Raw genomic sequence first — 20,046 nt, 5'->3', positions numbered from 1 at the left:
TTCTTACTCCTTGTCTTAATTGAGTGAAGCAAGGTTATTCATGATCGTCAATGCACGAATAGTTGTCTTTCGTCTATTTTTCTACGACAGTGAAGTGAGATACTTTGTTGTCGGTTTAAATAAGGACACGCAATGAGAGTCGTATTTTTAGGTGGTGCGGAAACGGTTACCGGTTCCAAATATTTAGTTGAAACAGAATCAACCCGAATTCTAATAGACTGCGGTCTTTTTCAGGGCTACAAGTGGTTGCGGCGACGTAATTGGCAGCCTTTGCCAATGGGTATTAATCAGGTGGACGGTGTTGTATTGACTCATGCTCACCTTGATCATTCGGGGTTTGTTCCTGTGCTATATAAAGAAGGCTTCCGGGGGCCTGTTTTCGCACATCACGCAACATCTGGTTTGTGCGATATCCTGTGGGCAGATAGCGGAAGAATTCAGGAAGAAGATGCGAAATACCTTGGTAAACATAAGCTAAGCCGCCATGAAAAACCGGAACCTTTGTATGATGAAGCAATGGCAAAGTCAGCCATAAGACTGCTTCAGGGCGTTGAGTTTCATCAACAATTTGAGATTGGCGATATTAAAGTGACTTTGCAGCCAGCCGGTCATATTCTGGGCGCTTCAAGCGTCATTATTGAAGCTGAAGGTAAACGTGTTGGCTTCTCCGGTGATATTGGGCGTCCGCAGGATATTATGATGTATCCACCTGAACCGCTACCAGATTTGGACTTGCTACTGCTTGAGTCAACTTACGGCAATCGGCTTCATACTAAAACCGAAGATGCGGAAGATCAGTTGGCAGAAGTGGTCAATGAGACGGCTCAGTCCGGTGGTGTGTTATTAATCCCGAGTTTTTCAGTCGGTAGAGCACAACTGCTGCAATATCTGTTAGTTAAGTTGATGGATGACGGGCGGGTACCTAAACAACCTATCTATTTAGATTCTCCCATGGCTATTAACGTTTCGGGACTTTACCAGCGTTTCCACAACCTTCATAAATTGACGGACTCAGATTGTTCCCGAACATTTTCAAGAGTTGAGTACACTCGTTCTGTCGATGAATCAAAAGCTATTGCGTCTCAATCGGGGCCTCACATTATTATTGCGGGCAGTGGTATGGCGACAGGCGGAAGAATTCTGCATCACTTTAAACGCTGGTTGAGTGATCATCGCGCGACGGTTTTATTCAGTGGGCATCAGGCAGGCGGGACTCGTGGTGCTAAAATGCTGCAGGGGGTGGAGTCGATAAAGCTGCATGGCCAATGGTTACCGGTAAAAGCTCGAGTTCGATCCTTAGAAGGACTGTCAGGACATGCCGATTATCAGGAAATCGCTGACTGGTTAGAGCTGTCCAGTTTAAAACCAAACACACCAATTCAATTGGTGCATGGTGAGTTAGATGCGCTGGAAACTTTCCGTGACTATTTAATGCAGAACACCTCATATAATGTCGATGTTGCTGATTACCAAGGGGTATATCACCTCTAACAGAGTCTGGTAAACTACTCCCACTTAGGGTTACCAGATTAATAAGGAAGTCGCATGAAGTTTTTGAAAGTTGTCTTATGTGGTAGTACGCTTTTATTTTTCAGTGTGTTTGCCCAAGCGCAGGACAGCGGTTACTATGGCGCCGCATCTTTAGCTCAGTTGAATGTTGATACTGAGCTTGAGGGCGCACCTTCATTTACCCCTCATGCGATTAACCTGATGCTGGGTTATCGTTACAGCAACAGCCTTTCGGCAGAGGCGCGCTACGGTTTTGGCGTACACAGCAGCAGTGATAACGGCACCAAGTTTGAAACCGATTACACGGCCAGTATTTTAGCTAAGCCTCGTTTGTATTTGTCTCCCGACGTCGCTTTGTATCTTACCGGTGGCTTTTCGCGCGGGAAGTTTACGGTAGGTGGTGAAGATACAACGCTTAACAGTATTAGCTACGGCGGCGGGGTTCAGTATGACCATAACCCCAGAACAACTTACTTTATTGACTGGATAAAATTGATTGATAAAGACGAATACACAATTAATGCGTTAAATATAGGCGTAACCTACAGGTTTTGATGAAATACCTGTTGTAACAGACTGTCATTATCGGAACGGATTCGGTACATTACAAAAAAGTAACATTTAATTTGTTGACGTTGACTGAGCAGGCACTGATGCGTAATCCATTTTTATTAAAGCAGTATATAAATACGTTAGAGTCTGCTGCAATATGTGCACGTTTGTCGCCGGACGGTAATATCCGCTGGATGAGTGAATCTCTGCATAAGTTGTTAGGAGTTCACTATTTAAAGCGCACAACCGCATTTTCTGAGTTTCTCCACATTGATAGTCGCAACGATGTTACTGGTGAGATAAATCAAGCTGCCGCTAATGGTGAAGTCTGGGATGGCCGACTTTGCCTGACAAGTACCAACCGCAGGCGCTGGTGTCGCTGTATTGCAATTCCCTTATACGAAACTAATGGCCTTTTAGCTGAGCAAATATTGTTGTTTCAGGATATCTCACGAGAGATTCACCTGGATGAATTACTACAGGAAGCGCGTTTTGATCAGGTAACCGCTCTTCCTACCCGAATAGACTTGCTCAACGACCTTAAGCGGGTAGGGGCTCAATGTCTTGCCGTACTGGATATCCGTAAGTTTCGAAGTTACGCCGATTTCTACGGTTTAGAATTTGGTGACGCGTTACTGCGTGAATTTAGTGACTGGGCTTCGGCATTTTTGCGAACCAAACACATCAACATTTACCGTTTGCATGGCGATAAATTTGCGTTAATTCCAGACTTCAGAATGATCCCCAGTTTATTCGAGAGACAACTGCTTAGCTTTTACAAGGCGTTGTCGTTACACAAACTCAAAGTGGAAAGTAGTGATGTCACTCTGGATGTCGCCATAGGCATGGGTGTTGGGCGTAAAAAACAGTTACAGCTTGCGGAAAGCGCTTTGTCCAAAGCGAAAGCCATTTACTCAGGCTACAAGGTGGAAGCGGTTTATGAGCGTGAGTTGCTGGACGAGAATAAAGTGAACTGGCTTCCTAAAATTCAGTCAGCGCTGGTTGATCATCGTTTTGTCAATTACTACCAACCCATTCAAAGTACGAATAAAAATCAGCCCAGCTATTACGAGGCGCTAGTCCGGTTAAGAGACAACAATAAGGATTTAGTGCCGGGACTGTTTTTAGACGAGGCAAAGACAACACGTTATTACTGTGAAATTACCCGCTCTGTCATTGAACAGGCGGTGCTAACGTCCGAGCAATACCAGGTCGCAATATCCGTGAATGTCTCCATTGAAGATATTTTGAATGAAGAGACGGTCAGTTTTATTCATTATGTGCTGTCAGAACACAAGAAAGCACAACTTATTTTCGAAATTACGGAAACCGAATCGACAGAAGATTTTAGCAAGGTTCAGGCATTTGCCCGAGATGTCAGACGTTTAGGCGGTCAAATTGCGATAGATGATTTTGGTGTCGGTTATTCAAACTTCTCGCGGCTGATAAGTCTTCGCCCAGATTATTTGAAGATTGATGGCAGCATAGTTCAAAACGTATTACATGACCCGACAAGCGCCAGTATTCTGAATGGTCTGATCAGTATCTGTAAGGAATTACATATTCCTATTGTGGCTGAATTTGTTGAGAATAAGGAAGTAAACAGCTATTTGTGTGATCAACAAATTGAGTACTTACAAGGCTACTACATTGGTCGTCCCAGCCCTCAGGTTGAACCAACTTTGAACTGAATAAAAAGGCCGCTTCAATTGAATGAAGCGGCCTTTTATATTGCGAAGTTGAATTAACGATTACTGTACGTCGTCGCTTTTCAAAATAGTGACTTCACCTAAGTTCAGTGAACGTACTTTTTCTTCAATTTCTGCTAAGTCACCAACGATAACCCAGGTCATAGCGTCAGGTTTTAGAACCTTGTCCGCATTATCCCGAATGTCGTTAAGCGTAATGGCGTTTATGCGCTGACCATAGCTTTCGAGGTACTCAACATCTTTGCCTTTATTAAAGGTGCTGACTAAACCGCTAAGTAAGCTGCCTTTGGTTTCGTAGGCGCCAGGTAATTTAGCTGTTTTATTAGCTTTTACTTTTGCCAGCTCGTCTTCGGTTGCAGGCTTGTCACCTTCATATTGAGTAAACTCCTTCATAATTTCCTGAATCGACTCTTTAGTTTTATCGGTTTGAACCGGAGCCAGTGCAATTAGTAACCCTGGGCCTTCGTTATCTAACCAAATAGAGCGAGCACCATAAGACCAGCCTTTGTCTTCACGTAAGTTCATGTTCAGACGGCTGGTGAAACTGCCGCCAAGAATGGTGTTCATTACGTCAATAGTATCAGCATTGTCGACTTGGCCAGAAGGAGCCAACTGACCCGCTATTATCACTGACTGAGGGTTTCCTGGTTTATCAATCAGGAATACGCGACTGGTTTCAGATGCCATCGAAGTATCAAGAGTCTTTTCTGGCTTATCAGAAGCCGGAGCCTGCCAGCTGGCAAATTGCTCTTCTAATAAAGACTGAGCTTGTTCAACGTCGGTATCACCCACAATCACCAGTTTTGCGTTATCTGGGCGTAACCAGGTTTGAGCGTGCTGGACTAAGTCCTCACGAGTTAATGACTTAATGGATTCAGGCGTACCTGAGCCAGTTAGTGGCTGGCTGTAGGCGTGTCCTTCGCCAAACATTAAGCCGGGCAAAACGCGTAAAGCCTGAGTTTGAGGGCGAGCCTCTTCCTTGCGAATGCCTTCTATCCAGTTTGAACGCTTGCGTTCAACTTCTTCTTCAGAAAAAGCCGGATTCTGTAGTACATCGTTCATCAGAGCTAAGCTTTCGGCAAAGTTTACACTGAGTGTATCCATGCTAATACGTGAACTATCCAAACCAGCAGAGGCGCTCAGGTTAGTTCCCAGAGACTCAAGACGCTTGTTAAGTTCTAACGCACTAAGGTTTTCAGTGCCTTCTTTTAACATTGACATGGTATAGCTGGCAGTTCCTAACTTCGCACCGACGTCCGAGGCGTAACCACTGTCAAAGACCAGACTCATTTCGATGGTTGGCGTATCGCTACGTTGAGCCAGATAAACTTCTAAACCATTAGATAAGGTGAAAGTTTTAACTTCAGGCAATTCTAGCTGTGGCAAGTCGCCAACGTCAGGTAATTGTGAGCGATCGGCATTAGTTTCCTGGGTAATATATTCAGGTTGTGGTACAACATTAAGCACAAAGTCACCAGAGCTTAACCATTGTTCTGCCGCATTTTGTAGGTCATTGACGGAAGCTTGTTTTGTCCATTCCATCTCTTGTTGGTAGAAGCCGGGGTTGTCATGGTAAACCGCTCCCGAAGCCAGGATGTCTGATTTACCACCAAAGCCTCCGACTTTTTCAGCACGACGAACAAAGTCTGCTGTGGTGCTGAATTTAGTGCGCTGTAATTCAGCCGCTGTCGGGCCTTCTTGTATCAGGAGTGCAAGTTCTTCATCAATAATTTTTTCAATTTTTTCAAGCTCAACACCCGGTTTGGCATCAGCCGTAATAAAGAACTGACCAGAGAGTTTGCGACCATATTGGAAGGCACCAACAGAGCTGGCAATTTGTTCGTTATAAACTAAGCGTTCATAAAGTCGTGAGTTTTTACCATTAGCCAGAATGTCAGCCAACAGGTTAAGGTATTCGGAGTCGGCAGTCCCCATTTGTGCAGTATTCCAAACCTTATAAATTCGTGGAGCCGGAACGCGGTCTTCCATAGTCGAGCGTTTTTGCGCGTCGCGTTTTGCGACCCAGGCTTCCTGTTTTTGCAATGGTTTGCCAGGACCAATATCAGCAAAGTATTTGGTCACTTTCTCTTTAGCGGTTTCAACATCAATGTCTCCGGCTAAAACCAAAACTGCGTTAGCTGCGCCGTAGTAATCCTCAAACCATTGGTGTACGTCGTCCAGAGAAGCTGCGTTTAGGTCTTCCATGGAGCCAATAACTGACCATGAGTAAGGGTGTCCTTCGGGGAAGGTTTGTTCGGCGATATAACTCCAGGCCTTACCATAAGGCTGAGCTTCACCCTGACGTTTTTCGTTCTGTACAACGCCGCGCTGTTCGTCGAGTTTGTCCTGAGTTATGGCTCCTAACAAGTGACCCATACGATCAGATTCCATCCACAACGCCATATCCAGTGCCGGCGTAGGAACGTTTTCAAAGTAGTTGGTACGGTCATTGTTAGTGGTACCGTTCATTTCTGTTGCACCAGCGCGTTCAAAAGGACCGAAGTATTCGTCGTCGTAGTTTTCGGTGCCGTTAAACATTAAGTGCTCAAATAAATGAGCAAAACCAGTTTGTCCGGCTTTCTCGTCCTTAGAGCCAACGGCGTACCAAACGTTTACCGCAACAATAGGCGCTTTGCGATCTTCATGAACAACAACCGTTAAGCCGTTATCCAATGTAAATGTCTCGTAGTTGACCTTTACTTCTGGAAATTGCGACTGGCTCACCGCTTGTTCATTATTAGCCGACTGAGTTGTTTGACAACCGCCTAGTAACACCGTGGTTACGGCTACGGCAGTTAAAGTTTTCATCATTTTCATAGTGGTTCCTGAATTATTTTTTTAATTAGCGAACTTACTATACGAGAGGGTGTACTGATATGCATGCTTATGTTCAGGCTAAATTGTAACGAAATTAAACATATGGGCGATTATCGCCCCAAGTTATGACAATAAAGGTGTGAGTCAAGTCTTTTAATTACACAGACAATCAAGGATAATTGCGCGCGGTTTGCAGCAAATAGAAACGGAAGCTTGTGAGTAAAATAACAGTTATAGCGATAGCTGGCGCCTCAGCGTCGGGAAAAAGCCTGTTTGCCTCAACGGTGTATCAGGAGTTAGTGGCTGAATTAGGAACTGACGGCATTGCTATTCTGGCCGAAGACGCTTACTACCGTGACCAGAGTCATATGACTATGGAACAACGGGTGTTAACTAACTATGATCAGCCTGCCGCTTTCGAACACGATTTGCTGATGCAACATTTGCGGCAGTTAAAAGCCGGTGAAGCGGTCAATATGCCACAGTACAGCCATACTACACATACCCGCCTGGAAAAATCCATACGGGTTGCTCCGGCAAAAGTCGTAATGGTTGAAGGTATTTTGTTGTTAACCGACGAAAAGTTACGTGAACAGTTTGATATCTCGGTATTTATGGACACGCCTTTGGATATTTGTCTGCTGCGCCGTATAAAACGCGATATTGAAGAGCGTGGCCGCACTTTGCAGTCGGTTACTGAGCAATATGAGCAGTATGTTCGTCCCGCATTCTTTGACTTTATATTCCCGTCTAAGCAGTTTGCTGATCTCGTTGTCACTCGCGGTGGTCAAAACGAAATCGCCATTGATATTATAAAAACAAAAATACGTCAGTTGCTGGCGGAATAAAATTGGTTCTTTTATGAATAGTATTCTCGGCGTTGCCGTCATTTTTATTGTTGCTTATTTAGTTTCAACGAACCGTAAAGCCATTCGCTGGCGTACTGTTATCGGCGCTTTTGGCATTCAAGTCGTACTGGCTGGGTTTGTGCTTTACGTGCCTATAGGACGAGAGTTACTGTTCGGTTTTGCGCAAGGTGTCTCGGCGGTAATAGGTTACACTCAAGCCGGTATAAACTTTCTGTTTGGCAGTCTGGCGTCTGAAGAATTTGGTTTCGTTTTTGCCATTCAAGTCCTGTCCGTTATTGTATTCTTCTCTTCACTCATTTCGGTTCTGTACTACTTAGGCATTATGAAATGGGTCATCCGTATTCTTGGTGGTGGTCTGCAAAAGCTGCTGGGTACCAGCCGTCCGGAGTCCATGTCCGCCGCTGCTAATATTTTTGTCGGCCAGACCGAAGCACCTATGATGGTACGGCCATTTATCGGAACGATGACCCGTTCTGAGCTTTTTGCCGTGATGGTGGGGGGAATGGCGTCGGTGTCCGGTTCAGTTTTAGCGGGTTACGCCGGTGTTGGAGTTGAGTTGAAATACCTGATTGCCGCAAGCTTTATGGCAGCTCCTGGCGGTTTCCTCATGGCGAAGATGATGATTCCCGAGTGCGAGAAACCGCGTAACGATTTAGAAGAAGTAGAAGTAGAAGACAATTCTGCAAATGTTATTGATGCTGCGGCGCAGGGCGCATCCAGCGGACTCCAATTAGCCATGAACGTTGGTGCTATGTTGTTAGCCTTCGTTGCGCTTATTGCGTTGGTTAACGGTATTTTTGGCTGGGTTGGTGGCTGGTTTGGGTATTCTGAACTCACCTTACAGCAAATTTTTGGTTATGTATTTCAGCCTGTTGCCTATGTATTAGGGGTCAGCTGGGATGAGGCGAACCTGGCGGGAAGCTTTATTGGCCAGAAGCTGGTTATTAATGAATTCGTTGCCTACCTCGATTTTGTCAATTACAAAGATCAGTTAAGTGAAAACTCTCAGGTAATCATTACCTTTGTGCTTTGCGGGTTCGCGAACTTTTCATCTATTGCCATTTTGCTTGGCGGGTTAGGCGGTATGGCGCCAAGCCGACGCCATGACATTGCTCGTTTAGGTATGCGTGCTTTATTAGCGGCGACTTTGGCAAACATGATGAGTGCTGCAATTGCTGGTTTCTTTGTTTCTCTGACCTAATCAGCAAACGTCAACACGCCCTAATATTGGGATCGCGTTTAGCCGCGGTCCCGTATAACACCTTCCTGAATTGTTGAGGCAACTAATACGCCGTCACGTGTGAATATTTGCCCACGAACTAAACCGCGCTGACCACTGGCCGAAGGGCTGTCTATTGCGTAGAGCAGCCAGTCATCCATACGAAAATCACGGTGAAACCACATGGCATGATCAACGGTAGCAACCTGCATATGGGGTTGGGCAAAGCTGACGCCATGAGGCTGCAGTGCTGTTGGTAAAAAATTAAAGTCTGACGCATAAGCCAGCAAGTATTTGTGCACGCGCTGATCGTCCGGCATGTTGCCGTTTGCTCTGAACCATACATAACGGCGGGGTTCGTCTTTTTCAGGTTTAAATGGGTTATAAGGAGTAACAAAGCGCATTTCTATGGGCTTGTCGCAAATGAATTTTTTGCGTAGTGGTGCCGGTATCAGCTCTTCGTGTTCACGATAAATGTCCAAATCTGAAACTAAACCTTCAGGACCAGGCACTTCAGGCATGGTGTCCTGATGCTCAAAGCCCTCTTCCTGTTGCTGGAAAGACGCAGTCATGTAGAAAATGGGTTTACCATACTGTATGGCTTTGACTCTGCGTGCTGAAAAACTTTTACCGTCGCGTATGGTTTCAACGTCATAAACAATGGGCTTTTTGGCGTCACCCGGACGTAAAAAGTAACTGTGAAACGAATGGCACACTCGTTCCTGAGGTAACGTTTCTTTAGCTGCCGAGAGTGCCTGTCCAATAACCTGACCACCAAAAACTGCGCCAAAGCCTAAATCCTGACTTTGTCCACGGTAAAGGCCGTCCTCAATGCTTTCCAGGGTTAGCAGGTCGAGTAAATCATCGAGTACCTGACTCATCCATTATATCCTTATTTAATTCGGTGAAACTGACGTCTGATTGATCTTAAACACTTTTTACAGACTATGTAATATAAACACAATTTATAATAAAAATAGTTGCTTAACTGAGTACTTAACCAGCAGTTAATTGGCACAAACTTTTGATTTATGTTTTCATCAAAGTACACATTTGATGGCTGAAACGGTTCTGTTTGTCTATATTTAAGAAACCGTTTAGTTCACAACGACGCTTTGGAAGCGAATGGGAGAGAATCTATGTCAGGCAAAGACAGTCTGAAAACCTTAAGTTCGTTAGATGTTAAAGGGAAAACCTTTCATTATTATAGCCTGCCTAAAGCAGAGGAAGCCTTAGGAGACATTTCTAAACTTCCTGCTTCAATGAAGGTTTTACTTGAAAACCTATTGCGTAATGAAGATGGCGACACCGTAACAAAAGACGACTTGCAAGCCATGGTCGACTGGTCGAAGAAGAAAAAAATCGACCGTGAAATTCAGTACCGCCCTGCGCGGGTTCTGATGCAGGACTTCACCGGTGTTCCGGGCATTGTCGATTTAGCCGCAATGCGTGACGCCGTGGCGAAAGCGGGCCACGACCCTGAAGTGATTAATCCTCTGTCGCCGGTCGATTTGGTTATTGATCACTCGGTAATGGTCGACAAATACGCAACCGAAGGGGCATTTAAAGCAAACGTCCGCTTTGAGATGGAACGTAACAAGGAGCGTTACGAGTTTCTGAAGTGGGGGCAGGGTGCCTTTGAGAACTTCCGCGTAGTACCGCCGGGTACCGGTATCTGTCACCAGGTTAACCTCGAGTACTTAGGTAAAAGTGTCTGGACCAAAGAAGAAGATGGCAAGACCTTTGCCTATCCGGATACTTTGGTCGGCACCGACTCGCATACCACTATGATTAACGGTATCGGCGTATTAGGCTGGGGTGTTGGCGGTATTGAAGCGGAAGCTGCAATGCTGGGTCAACCGGTTTCCATGTTAATACCGGAGGTTGTCGGCTTCCGTATGACTGGTGCGCTAAAAGAAGGTGTTACTGCGACAGACTTAGTCTTAACCGTGACCCAAATGCTGCGTGAGAAAGGCGTAGTAGGGAAATTTGTTGAGTTTTACGGTCCTGGTCTGGACAACTTACCGTTAGCTGACCGCGCAACCATTTCAAACATGTCGCCGGAATATGGCGCAACCTGTGGTTTCTTCCCGGTCGATGACGAAACCCTGCGCTATTTCCGCCTGTCAGGTCGTGATGAAGAAACCATTGAGCTGGTTGAGAAATACTCTAAAGCACAGGGTTTGTGGCGCGATAATGACAACGAACCTGAGTTCACTGACACGCTGGAGCTAGATTTAAGTACTGTAACGGCTTCATTGGCTGGTCCGAAACGTCCTCAGGACCGGGTGGATATGGAGCAGCTTGGCAGTAACTTCGACCTGATACTGGAAACGAACGGTAAATCGGGTGAGAAAGACAAAGAAGTACAAGTGAAAGGTAAGGATTATTCCTTATCTCACGGTGATGTTGTCATCGCTGCTATAACCTCTTGTACCAATACCTCAAACCCAAGTGTCATGATGGCGGCTGGTTTGGTTGCTAAGAAAGCCGTAGAGAAAGGTCTGACACGTAAACCCTGGGTTAAATCTTCGCTGGCACCGGGCTCTAAAGTGGTTACCGACTACTTTGAAAAAGCCGGTTTAGATGAATACTTAGATAAGCTTGGCTTTAACTTAGTGGGTTATGGTTGTACCACTTGTATCGGTAACTCCGGTCCACTGGATGATGAAATAACGCAGGCCATTAATGAAGGTGACCTGACAGTATCTTCTGTGTTGTCAGGAAACCGTAACTTTGAAGGCCGTGTGCATCCAGAAGTTAAGGCTAACTGGCTGGCGTCACCACCGCTAGTGGTTGCTTATGCGCTGTCGGGTACAACACGTACCGATTTGAGTAAAGATCCTTTAGGTAAAGACTCAGACGGAAATGACGTGTTCTTGAAGGATATTTGGCCAAGCAGTTCAGAAATTGCCGAAGCTGTGAAAATGGTTGATAACGAGATGTTCGGCAAAGAATATGGCGAAGTCTTCGAAGGTGATGAAGAATGGCAGTCAATTAGTGTTGCCGAAGGCAATACGTATAACTGGCAGGACGACTCCACCTACGTTAAGAATCCGCCGTTCTTTGAAGGTATTGATAAGCCACTGCAGGCACCGAGCGACATTAAAGACGCTAACGTGCTGGCCGTATTTGCGGACTCAATTACTACGGACCACATTTCACCGGCAGGTTCTATCAAACCCGATTCACCGGCAGGGAAATATCTGCAGGAAAATGGCGTAGAAGTTAAAGACTTTAACTCTTATGGTTCGCGTCGTGGTAACCACGAAGTCATGATGCGCGGTACCTTTGCCAATATTCGCATCAAAAACCAGATGCTGGATGATGTTGAAGGTGGTTACACCAAGTACATTCCAACTGGCGAGCAAATGGCTATTTACGATGCCGCCATGAAGTACATGGAAAATGACACACCGTTGGTTGTATTGGCTGGTAAAGAGTACGGTACCGGCTCAAGCCGCGACTGGGCAGCAAAAGGTACAACGCTGTTAGGTGTTAAGGCTGTGCTGGCGGAAAGCTACGAGCGCATTCACCGTTCTAACCTGGTGGGTATGGGTGTTCTGCCGCTGCAGTTTGCTGAAGGTGAAGGTGTTAAAGAGCACAAGCTGACTGGCGAAGAGCAGATATCGATTTTAGGCCTTGATGATAGTCTCAAACCCGGACAAATGCTGAAAGTTGTTGCTAAACGCAAAGACGGAAGCGAAGTTGAGTTTGAGGTTAAGTGTCGTATCGATACTGGTAATGAAATGAGCTACTACAAAAGTGGTGGTATCTTACATTACGTATTGCGCGGAATGCTTAAATAAGAGTCACTATAGTGAACTGAAACCCGGCCACCGTGCCGGGTTTTTTATATCATCAAGCCGCGACCGCCGTCGACTTTAATGGACTCCCCCGTAATAAACGGGTTGTCACGTAAAAAGCGAACGGTTTCTATCATTGGCTCTAAACCCCCTTCAACCCGCAATGGTGTCTCATCCAGAACCTGCATACGATGTTCTTTATCGTGCTCTGGTAAAAATAGAATAGGGCCTGGTTGAATGGCGTTGACTCTTACGGACGGCGCTAAGCTTTTAGCAAAAGCCTGGGTCATGTTGGCGAGCCCGGCTTTCGCTGCGCAATAAGCAATATAGTCTGTAGACGGGCGATCAGCGTATATGTCCGTAATATTAACAACCAGACCATTCTCTGAATGGCTTAATTGCCGTTGCAAGCCGCTTATGAGCAGGTATGGCGCCATCCCGTGTACCTGGAATACTGCAGCTAATGCGTTGTTGTCGTTATCAACGGTCTCGTTGTCGAAAAAACAGGAAGCGTTGTTAACCAATAGATCGACAGAGTCCGTAGCGCTACTAATAGTACGAACCATGGCCTGAATACTGTCTATGTTGGTGAAATCTGCTTGTACGCCCTGAGCGCCTAGTGCTTCCAGTTCGCCAATACCGTCACGCGAGCTATTGTAATGCGCAAATAACTGGTATCCCTCAGTCAGTAACACTTTGGCCAACTCAAAACCAAAGCGTCGTCCGGCGCCTGTAATAACCGCTGTTTTGTTCATGAGGTGAGTCCTAAATCTGGTAATAAAGAGGTTAAATATTCCGGTACACGAGGCTTTTCTTCAAGTCTTCCCAGGATATCAATGTCTATGGTGCGATCTTTAAAGCTTCTTTGCGGGTCTGAACGGTCGCGGCCCATAGCTTCTTCAATAGCATTAAACTCTTGCTTTAGTTCTTTCGCAGACATAGGCGTACGGATAATAAATAAGGCGTTCAAAAAGCCGTTATTGGTGTCCATGTCGACTGGTGAAGTCGGGATATTTCGTGAAAAGCGTATATCGTCGGATAAAGCCTTAAGAGCCACTTGTGCCTGAGGGAAATGTGTTTCAGGCTCAATGTTTGAACCAAGACTACATAAATACTTTTGCATTGAATGACTGACCACTAAACGTAAATAATATGTTGAACTGATTACGGGCAATAACAGTAAACAGATGACTATTTTAAACAGTTGAAATTAAAAAACTCTGCTGCTAGCCTGAGATTTCAACTAATGCTAGTGAGCAACAGTTTTAATGACGACGCAGAAAAATGGTTTTAACTATTGCTATATTTTGTTTGCTTTATGTTTGTTGGTAATGTTGCCAACAACTGCGCATGCGAGCTCGTTAAAACTGAGCGGGCCGAACTCCGTTGTAAAAGAAGGTTACTTCACCGTTTCTGTTAGCGCCCCGAATTTTGACGAGCTTAACAGAGTTACTATTGAAGTTGCCAGCAATTCAGAGTTTGCCAAGAGTACTCGTCAGTTTCCTACGCTAGGTGACTTCCAGGATATTTCACTTACCGGTTTTAGCAACGGCACTTACTATGTGCGCGCTCGAGCCGAAGGCCCTGATAACCAAATCTATACCAGCAATACTATTGAGATAACTGTGGAGCACTATCCGCTCTGGCAATCTCTGACCTTATTCTTCGTCGGCCTGGTTATTTTCATTACTCTGGTAGCAACATTATTGCTGCTTCATCGGCAATGGATTCACTCCAGACAAGAGCGCCATGACTGAGTTCGCACTGGATACGAGTACCGGCATCACTATTATCGTCCTGTTTGGGGTGTTCTGGGTAGCCTTTGGTTATTGGCTGGGGCGGAAGAACCGCAGCCACGAGGATTTTGCTCTGGCAGGGCGGAATGTCGGTTTTGCGTTTGCCGCGGCAACGGCTATGGCAACCTGGGTGACCAGTAATACTACGCTGGTTGCACCCCAGTTAACCTATCAGTTCGGTATTTGGGGAATGGTAGGGTATTCCTTTGCCGCCCTGGGCTTAGTGCTGTTTGCGCCTATGGCTAAACGCATTAAGGAGCTGCTGCCAAATGGTTATACATCTGGCGACTTTGTTCGTTTACGTTATGGCAACCTGGCCTGGCTTGTTTTTATCATCATTTCTGTGGTTTACGCTTTTGGCTGGTTAATTAGTCTGGGAATGGCCGGGGGCATTTTGCTTGAGTCACTCAGTGGGCTCGATTATCACATTGGCATGACTACCATACTGATAATTTGTGTCGGCTATACACTCTTTGGCGGAATGCGGGCAGTTATTGCCACCGACTTTATTCAGGCTTTAATTATCATTGTTGGTATCAGTTTTATCGCTTACTGGATAATTGACAATGTTGGCCTGCAGAGCATTCACAGCAACCTGACAAGCGAACATCCGCAACTGTTGGATATGTTGTTTCCGGCCGCTGTTATGTTTTTGTTTAACAATATCTTCTTCGGACTTGGGGAAATCTTTCACTCCAATGTCTGGTGGTCACGGGCTTTATCTTTTAAAAAGAATGTGGCCTACAAGGCTTATTTAACCGGTGGCTTATTATGGCTGCCCATTCCTATTGTTACCGGGTTCATTGCATTAGCAGCGCCGCAGCTGGGCATTTTCCCGCCAAGCCCCGATATGATTGGTCCGACTGTTGCAGCCGCTGTATTAGGTAAAGTTGGCGCGATTATCGTTTTCATCGTAATTTTCTCTGCGTTGGCATCCAGTCTGGACTCATTACTTGCTGCAACCTCTGACTTAGTTACACAGGATATTTTCCATAAAAAACTGAAACCTAAAGCCAGCGACAAAACATTAATGCGCTTTAATCGCAGTTGTATTCTAGGCTTAGGAATTGTTACCTGGTTATTGTGCTTGCCGCGCGTTGCGACCTTAGGTGCTTTATTAAATTTTGCCGGGGCTTTTGTTGCCAGCACCATCTGGCCAATAGTACTGGGGCTGTATCACCGTCGGTTGACGGGAACATACGCGGCTTGCGCTATGGCGTTCGGTACGGCATTTGGTATGCTGAGTTACTTTGTTGTCGGCTTCTATGTCGCCGCTTTAGTGTCATGTGCGGTTTCCGGTCTAATATGTCTAATAGGCATTTTACGCAGTCGCGAAGAGTTTGACTGGGACGGGCTAAATGAGAAGGAGCAGTCAAATGCTAATTAGTGAACTGGCTTTTGAGTGGTTAATTTCTTTGGCGCTAATAATGACTTGCTTAGCTCCGGTTTTGTTACTGGGGCTTTTTATTAAAGATTTTATTTCTAAAACCATATGGTAATTGTATGACTATAAAGGATGTCTCCTTTGAACGGGATCGCCCCGATGTTTGTGGCGATGCTCATCCAAAGGCGTTATTGAAAGCAATTCAGGAAGATGGTGATTACTTGCTGAACTTGTCGAATCAGCATGTTGTGTCTGCAGATCAATTTTCGCGATTGGGTATGTTGCAGCTGTTCCGGCTTGCTGCCAAGTACGAGGCTAACCCTCGTCGTTTTAGCACATCGTTACAAGGCAAAATTTTAATCAGCGCGTTTTACGAGCCAAGTACTCGTACTCGTTTGTCATTTGAAAGCGCCTGGCACCGTCTGGGCGGCGATATCATGTCAATTACGGATCGTTCTACTACCGGCATAGCCAAAGGTGAGCGTTTAGCCGATGTGGCTGAAATGTTTAATAACTATGGTGATTGTGTGGTGTTGAGGGACAATAATGAAACCTCACTGGAAGAGATGATCGACTCATTGCGCATTCCCATTATTAATGCGGGTAATGGTTCAGATGAGCATCCAACTCAGGCGCTTACGGATATGTATGCAATGTTTAAATGGCGCCCCGATTTAGTGACGGACGAAGCCGATAAAGCACCAATAAAAATTGGCATTATTGGTGTGCCAAATAAAATGCGCACAGTGCGTAGCTTTATTAAATGTTTAGTAAAGTTTCCAAAAGCAATCGATGAAATTGTCATTATTCATGATGAAGAATCGTCGACTCAGCTATTTGGAAGTGAGCAACGAGAACAGATTGAGCAAGCCGGAATAAACATTCGTACGACCCGGGATTTAGAGCAGGTACTACCAGAGCTCGATGTCGTTTATATCAACGCTATTTCGTGGGAAGGTGATACCTTTAGTACTTATGGCAGTGAGTTTCATTTAACGGCGCAGTCACCGCTAAAAGACAGCGCTATTATTTTACACCCATTAGCGCGCGGTGAAGAATTATCCGCCGATCTCGACCATACGCCTCATAACTGGTATTTCAGCCAGGCACGGGGGGCGGTGTTTTTACGTATGGCGCTACTGACCTGTATGGTACAGCGAGCTGAACGCGTCATTGATGTCGTCTGATACGAGGAAAAGCAAAGAATGTGCGGAATTGCTGGCGTTTTTCATCATCAAACGGAAAGAGCGATTGAACCCCAAACCTTAGTGAATATGGCTGCGATAATGCATCATCGTGGCCCTGACGGGTTTGGTTATGAAGTACAACAAGACTATGGTGTGGGATTTAGTCACGCCCGATTATCCATTATCGACCTGGATGAAAAGCGAGGTCGGCAACCTTTTATATCAGCCGATAAACGACTGATGCTGACTCACAACGGTGAATTTTACGACTTTAAACGCATACGTGCGGACTTAACCGCTCGTGGCGCACGGTTTAACAGTAAAAGTGACTCTGAAATTGTTCTTCACCTGTTTGAGCGTTACGGACTGGAGGACACTCTAAAGGAGCTTCGTGGAGAGTTTGCTTTCGGCTTATTCGATGCAAAAGATGAAAGCCTGTATCTGGTGCGCGACAGGTTTGGAATTAAGCCTTTGTACTGGACGGAAACGGAGCACGGTGTGGTGTTTGGGTCTGAACTGAAAGTACTGTTTGCCCACCCTGAGGTTAAACGGGAGTTTTCGGCAGAGGGCTTATACCACCAGCTGATTCAAGTGATGGTTCCGGGCTCTACGGCTTTTGAAGGGATTAATCAGGTTCAGCCGGGTTATGTGATTAAGTTGCAGCGCAAAAATGGCAAAGTGGTTGCAACAGAGCATAAGTACTGGGATGTCGACTTTCCACCGGAAGAGAGCTACCCGGGCGCCGATGTTGACGAAGAGACTTACATTGAAGGCGTTCGTGCAAAGTTACTGGAAGCCGTTCAGCACCGAATGACAGCTGACGTACCTGTCGGTTGCTATTTGTCCGGTGGTATTGATTCATGCGCCATTCTTGGGCTTGCATCTGCCTCAACTCAAACCTCGGTAAAAGCCTTTACCATAGGTTTTGATTCTGCTGACTACGATGAAACCCCCATAGCAGAGGAAATGGCTGAAGCCACTCAGGCTGACCACCATATTATGCGGCTTAAAGCCGATGACCTCTATGACCATTTTGTGAAAACCTTGTGGCACACCGAGCGAACCATATACAACACGCTGGGTGTGGCCAAGTATCTGATGAGTAAAGAGGTACACGAAGCCGGTTATAAAGTCGTGATGACCGGAGAGGGTTCTGATGAGCTCTTTGCAGGTTACCCGGCTTTTAGAAAAGACATGTTCCTGCATGGACTTGACCATTTGCCGGAAGTGGAGCGGGTTGAGTGGCAGGAGCTGTTGGAGAAAAACAATAAACTCTTTAAAGGCGCGATGTTGGCTCGCGAAGAGTTTGTCTGCGAAGCTTTTAACCAGAAAATGGGCTTTACTCCAAGTTGTGTGCAGCCGTGGCTTTCCTGCTCATCGGTTGCTTTGCCGCTTATGTCAGAGAAAAAGCGGAAGCAGGTTGAAGGCTATGACCCCAGCCAGGCTATTGCCAACACACTTGATAAAGACATGCTGGACGGTCGGCACCCGCTGGACAGAGCTCAGTATGTCTGGATTAAAACCATGCTGGAAGGGCAAATTCTGACCTGGGGCGGTGACCGGGTGGATATGGCTAATTCAATGGAGGCGCGCCCGGCATTTTTAGATCATCACTTAGCGGAATATGCTTTCACTGTGCCGCCGCACCTGCGCATTAAAGGCAATAAAGAAAAATATGTGTTGCGTGAAGCCATGAAAGGCTTGTTGCCGGAAACGCTGTATAAACGTGAAAAGTTCGCTTTTATGGCACCGCCGGCGCACACCGACCCGGAGAAATGGAAAGCCGTTGAGAAGCTGGCAGATCAGTTTCTGAATGCTGAGGCAGTGAAGTCAGCCGGTCTGCTGGATTACGACGAAGTGGTGCGGACCTTTGAACGACATCAGGATGAGAATGTTCCGAATGAAGAGCGTGTGCAGCTTGATGCCGTCATCAACCATATGCTGGGTGTTCAGGTGCTGCATCATCACTTTGTGGCAACTGATGTGCCCAAGCAAGCTCAGCAGCGCGCTACTGAGCTGGGCTGGACGGCCTGATTATTACCGCTTAACTAATCATCGGTGACTGCAGGAATGTAGTCGCCGTACCCTTCTTCCTCCATTTTTTCTAAAGGAATAAAGCGCAGTGCCGCTGAATTCATGCAGTATCTTAAACCAGTAGGCGGTGGACCATCATTAAAAACGTGGCCTACATGAGAGTCTGCTTTGCGGCTGCGAATTTCAGTACGGGTGTAGAACCAGCTGCTGTCATCTTTTTCTACTACCGCGTCTGGGCTTATGGGTTTAGTAAAACTTGGCCAGCCGGTACCCGATTCGTATTTATCTGCTGAAGAGAAAAGTGGCTCACCACTTACTACATCTACATAAATACCCTTGCGATCATTGTCCCAGTAGCGGTTATCGAAGGCGGGTTCCGTTTGGTCTTCCTGAGTCACTGCATACTGAATATCCGTTAGGCGTTTTTTCAGTTCGCTGTCACTAGGTTTAACGAAGCTTTGCTGCTCAGCTTTACCTGTGGGGTTGTCATTCGTAAATTGCTGATAGTCAACGTCCGAGGTATCGCCCCAATGCTTCTCAACGAAGTCATAACGCCCCGAGTTGTAGGTATAAATACGGTAGCGAACGGGGTTCTTGTCGTAATAGTCCTGGTGGTATTCTTCAGCTTTGTAGAAGCTCTTAAAGGGTGTTATTTCAATAACCACCGGGTCAGGGAAGGGTCCATTTTTATCCAGCCATTCGCGCGACTCCATAGCTATGCGCTTTTGTTCATCATTGTGATAAAAAACAGCGGGGCGATACTGTTTACCACGGTCTACAAACTGTCCGTCGTTGTCTGTCGGGTCACTGATACGCCATAATTTCTGAAGTAACGCTGCATAGCTTACGATATCTGGGTTGTAATATATTTGCGCTGCTTCAGTATGTCCGGTTTTACCTGCAGAAACCTGTTCATATGTTGGATTAGCTTCGTCACCTCCACTATAACCAGAAATGACTTCCCGGACGCCGGGCATCTGTTCAAAGGCTTCCTCAACACACCAAAAGCAGCCGCCGGCAAAAGTCGCGACTTTTTCATCTTTTTGCTTTGTTGGCCCGCTATTCTGTGCCATGCTGAAACAAGATACTAACAAACCAACAATAACAATTATAAGGCGAAACGACATAGTGTTCTCCAACCAAAGGTGGTGTTTAGTTATAGAC

General features: G+C 45.9%; 15 protein-coding genes. 10 read left to right on the top strand and 5 right to left on the bottom strand.

From position 1 onward, the window contains the following. Positions 1 to 132: 132 nt before the first annotated feature. The 3 genes from NJR55_RS11935 to NJR55_RS11925 all read left to right on the top strand — a co-directional run bounded on the left by NJR55_RS11935 (position 133) and on the right by NJR55_RS11925 (position 3,752). Positions 133 to 1,491 carry an MBL fold metallo-hydrolase RNA specificity domain-containing protein gene (locus NJR55_RS11935; protein WP_253620148.1) on the top strand — a complete coding sequence of 453 codons (1,359 nt, stop codon included), beginning with the start codon at positions 133 to 135 and terminating at the stop codon, positions 1,489 to 1,491. A 54-nt stretch (positions 1,492 to 1,545) separates the two neighbouring features. Further along, complete coding sequence (locus tag NJR55_RS11930) at positions 1,546 to 2,064, top strand: porin family protein (RefSeq protein ID WP_253620147.1); 519 nt, start codon at positions 1,546 to 1,548, stop codon at positions 2,062 to 2,064. A 71-nt stretch (positions 2,065 to 2,135) separates the two neighbouring features. Continuing rightward, positions 2,136 to 3,752 carry an EAL domain-containing protein gene (locus NJR55_RS11925; RefSeq protein ID WP_253620146.1) on the top strand — a complete coding sequence of 539 codons (1,617 nt, stop codon included), beginning with the start codon at positions 2,136 to 2,138 and terminating at the stop codon, positions 3,750 to 3,752. A 60-nt stretch (positions 3,753 to 3,812) separates the two neighbouring features. On the opposite strand, the gene NJR55_RS11920 is transcribed toward NJR55_RS11925, so the two are convergent. Beyond that, the gene (locus NJR55_RS11920; protein ID WP_253620145.1) at positions 3,813 to 6,587 is read right to left on the bottom strand and encodes a M16 family metallopeptidase; all 2,775 of its coding nucleotides are present in this window, start codon (positions 6,585 to 6,587) and stop codon (positions 3,813 to 3,815) included. Positions 6,588 to 6,802: 215 nt separating this feature from the next. Here NJR55_RS11920 and udk point away from each other — a divergent pair, with 215 nt between their 5' ends. Next, positions 6,803 to 7,435 carry a uridine kinase gene (gene udk / locus NJR55_RS11915; protein ID WP_253620144.1) on the top strand — a complete coding sequence of 211 codons (633 nt, stop codon included), beginning with the start codon at positions 6,803 to 6,805 and terminating at the stop codon, positions 7,433 to 7,435. 13 nt (positions 7,436 to 7,448) lie between these two features. Continuing rightward, positions 7,449 to 8,657 (top strand): NupC/NupG family nucleoside CNT transporter, encoded by a 1,209-nt coding sequence (locus NJR55_RS11910; protein ID WP_253620143.1) that lies wholly within the window; start codon positions 7,449 to 7,451, stop codon positions 8,655 to 8,657. Between the two features lie 38 nt (positions 8,658 to 8,695). Here NJR55_RS11910 and tesB read toward each other — a convergent pair whose 3' ends face one another. Then, on the bottom strand, positions 8,696 to 9,556 hold the full coding sequence (gene tesB / locus NJR55_RS11905; RefSeq protein ID WP_011234776.1) for an acyl-CoA thioesterase II: 861 nt from the start codon (positions 9,554 to 9,556) through the stop codon (positions 8,696 to 8,698). A 258-nt stretch (positions 9,557 to 9,814) separates the two neighbouring features. On the opposite strand from tesB, the gene acnA reads away from it, so the two are divergent. After that, complete coding sequence (acnA, locus tag NJR55_RS11900) at positions 9,815 to 12,484, top strand: aconitate hydratase AcnA (RefSeq protein WP_253620142.1); 2,670 nt, start codon at positions 9,815 to 9,817, stop codon at positions 12,482 to 12,484. Positions 12,485 to 12,528: 44 nt separating this feature from the next. On the opposite strand, the gene NJR55_RS11895 is transcribed toward acnA, so the two are convergent. Continuing rightward, positions 12,529 to 13,236: an SDR family NAD(P)-dependent oxidoreductase gene (locus NJR55_RS11895; protein ID WP_253620141.1), complete on the bottom strand. Its 708-nt coding sequence runs from the start codon at positions 13,234 to 13,236 to the stop codon at positions 12,529 to 12,531. Beyond that, positions 13,233 to 13,604: a 2-amino-4-hydroxy-6-hydroxymethyldihydropteridine diphosphokinase gene (folK, locus tag NJR55_RS11890; protein ID WP_253620140.1), complete on the bottom strand. Its 372-nt coding sequence runs from the start codon at positions 13,602 to 13,604 to the stop codon at positions 13,233 to 13,235. The genes NJR55_RS11895 and folK overlap by 4 nt, the downstream gene beginning before the upstream one ends. A gap of 145 nt (positions 13,605 to 13,749) precedes the next feature. Here folK and NJR55_RS11885 point away from each other — a divergent pair, with 145 nt between their 5' ends. From NJR55_RS11885 to asnB, 4 genes are all read left to right on the top strand, one after another. Next, entirely contained in the window at positions 13,750 to 14,238 is a 489-nt protein-coding gene (locus NJR55_RS11885) for a hypothetical protein (RefSeq protein ID WP_253620139.1), read from the top strand. Beyond that, positions 14,231 to 15,664, top strand: coding sequence for a sodium:solute symporter family protein (locus tag NJR55_RS11880; protein ID WP_253620138.1), 1,434 nt, complete (start codon positions 14,231 to 14,233; stop codon positions 15,662 to 15,664). The genes NJR55_RS11885 and NJR55_RS11880 overlap by 8 nt, the downstream gene beginning before the upstream one ends. 116 nt (positions 15,665 to 15,780) lie before the next feature. Then, positions 15,781 to 16,848 carry an aspartate/ornithine carbamoyltransferase family protein gene (locus tag NJR55_RS11875; protein WP_253620137.1) on the top strand — a complete coding sequence of 356 codons (1,068 nt, stop codon included), beginning with the start codon at positions 15,781 to 15,783 and terminating at the stop codon, positions 16,846 to 16,848. 18 nt (positions 16,849 to 16,866) lie between these two features. Continuing rightward, complete coding sequence (gene asnB, locus NJR55_RS11870) at positions 16,867 to 18,882, top strand: asparagine synthase (glutamine-hydrolyzing) (RefSeq protein WP_253620136.1); 2,016 nt, start codon at positions 16,867 to 16,869, stop codon at positions 18,880 to 18,882. A gap of 14 nt (positions 18,883 to 18,896) precedes the next feature. Here asnB and msrB read toward each other — a convergent pair whose 3' ends face one another. Next, entirely contained in the window at positions 18,897 to 20,009 is a 1,113-nt protein-coding gene (msrB, locus tag NJR55_RS11865) for a peptide-methionine (R)-S-oxide reductase MsrB (RefSeq protein ID WP_253620135.1), read from the bottom strand. Positions 20,010 to 20,046 lie beyond the last annotated feature (37 nt).

The organism is Idiomarina rhizosphaerae, assembly GCF_024159085.1.
Taxonomy (GTDB): Bacteria; Pseudomonadota; Gammaproteobacteria; order Enterobacterales; family Alteromonadaceae; genus Idiomarina; species Idiomarina rhizosphaerae.
The sequence above is the reverse complement of the archived record's forward strand: the minus strand, read 5'-3'. Positions and strand labels throughout refer to the sequence as shown.

Bases quoted from the DNA above. Each gene is read 5' to 3' on its own strand.
- NJR55_RS11935 (WP_253620148.1), top strand. From the start codon at position 133: ATGAGAGTCGTATTTTTAGGTGGTGCGGAAACGGTTACCGGTTCCAAA.
- NJR55_RS11930 (WP_253620147.1), top strand. From the start codon at position 1,546: ATGAAGTTTTTGAAAGTTGTCTTATGTGGTAGTACGCTTTTATTTTTC.
- NJR55_RS11920 (WP_253620145.1), bottom strand. From the start codon at position 6,587: ATGAAAATGATGAAAACTTTAACTGCCGTAGCCGTAACCACGGTGTTA.
- NJR55_RS11910 (WP_253620143.1), top strand. From the start codon at position 7,449: ATGAATAGTATTCTCGGCGTTGCCGTCATTTTTATTGTTGCTTATTTA.
- tesB (WP_011234776.1), bottom strand. From the start codon at position 9,556: ATGAGTCAGGTACTCGATGATTTACTCGACCTGCTAACCCTGGAAAGC.
- acnA (WP_253620142.1), top strand. From the start codon at position 9,815: ATGTCAGGCAAAGACAGTCTGAAAACCTTAAGTTCGTTAGATGTTAAA.
- NJR55_RS11895 (WP_253620141.1), bottom strand. From the start codon at position 13,236: ATGAACAAAACAGCGGTTATTACAGGCGCCGGACGACGCTTTGGTTTT.
- folK (WP_253620140.1), bottom strand. From the start codon at position 13,604: ATGCAAAAGTATTTATGTAGTCTTGGTTCAAACATTGAGCCTGAAACA.
- NJR55_RS11885 (WP_253620139.1), top strand. From the start codon at position 13,750: ATGACGACGCAGAAAAATGGTTTTAACTATTGCTATATTTTGTTTGCT.
- NJR55_RS11880 (WP_253620138.1), top strand. From the start codon at position 14,231: ATGACTGAGTTCGCACTGGATACGAGTACCGGCATCACTATTATCGTC.
- NJR55_RS11875 (WP_253620137.1), top strand. From the start codon at position 15,781: ATGACTATAAAGGATGTCTCCTTTGAACGGGATCGCCCCGATGTTTGT.
- asnB (WP_253620136.1), top strand. From the start codon at position 16,867: ATGTGCGGAATTGCTGGCGTTTTTCATCATCAAACGGAAAGAGCGATT.
- msrB (WP_253620135.1), bottom strand. From the start codon at position 20,009: ATGTCGTTTCGCCTTATAATTGTTATTGTTGGTTTGTTAGTATCTTGT.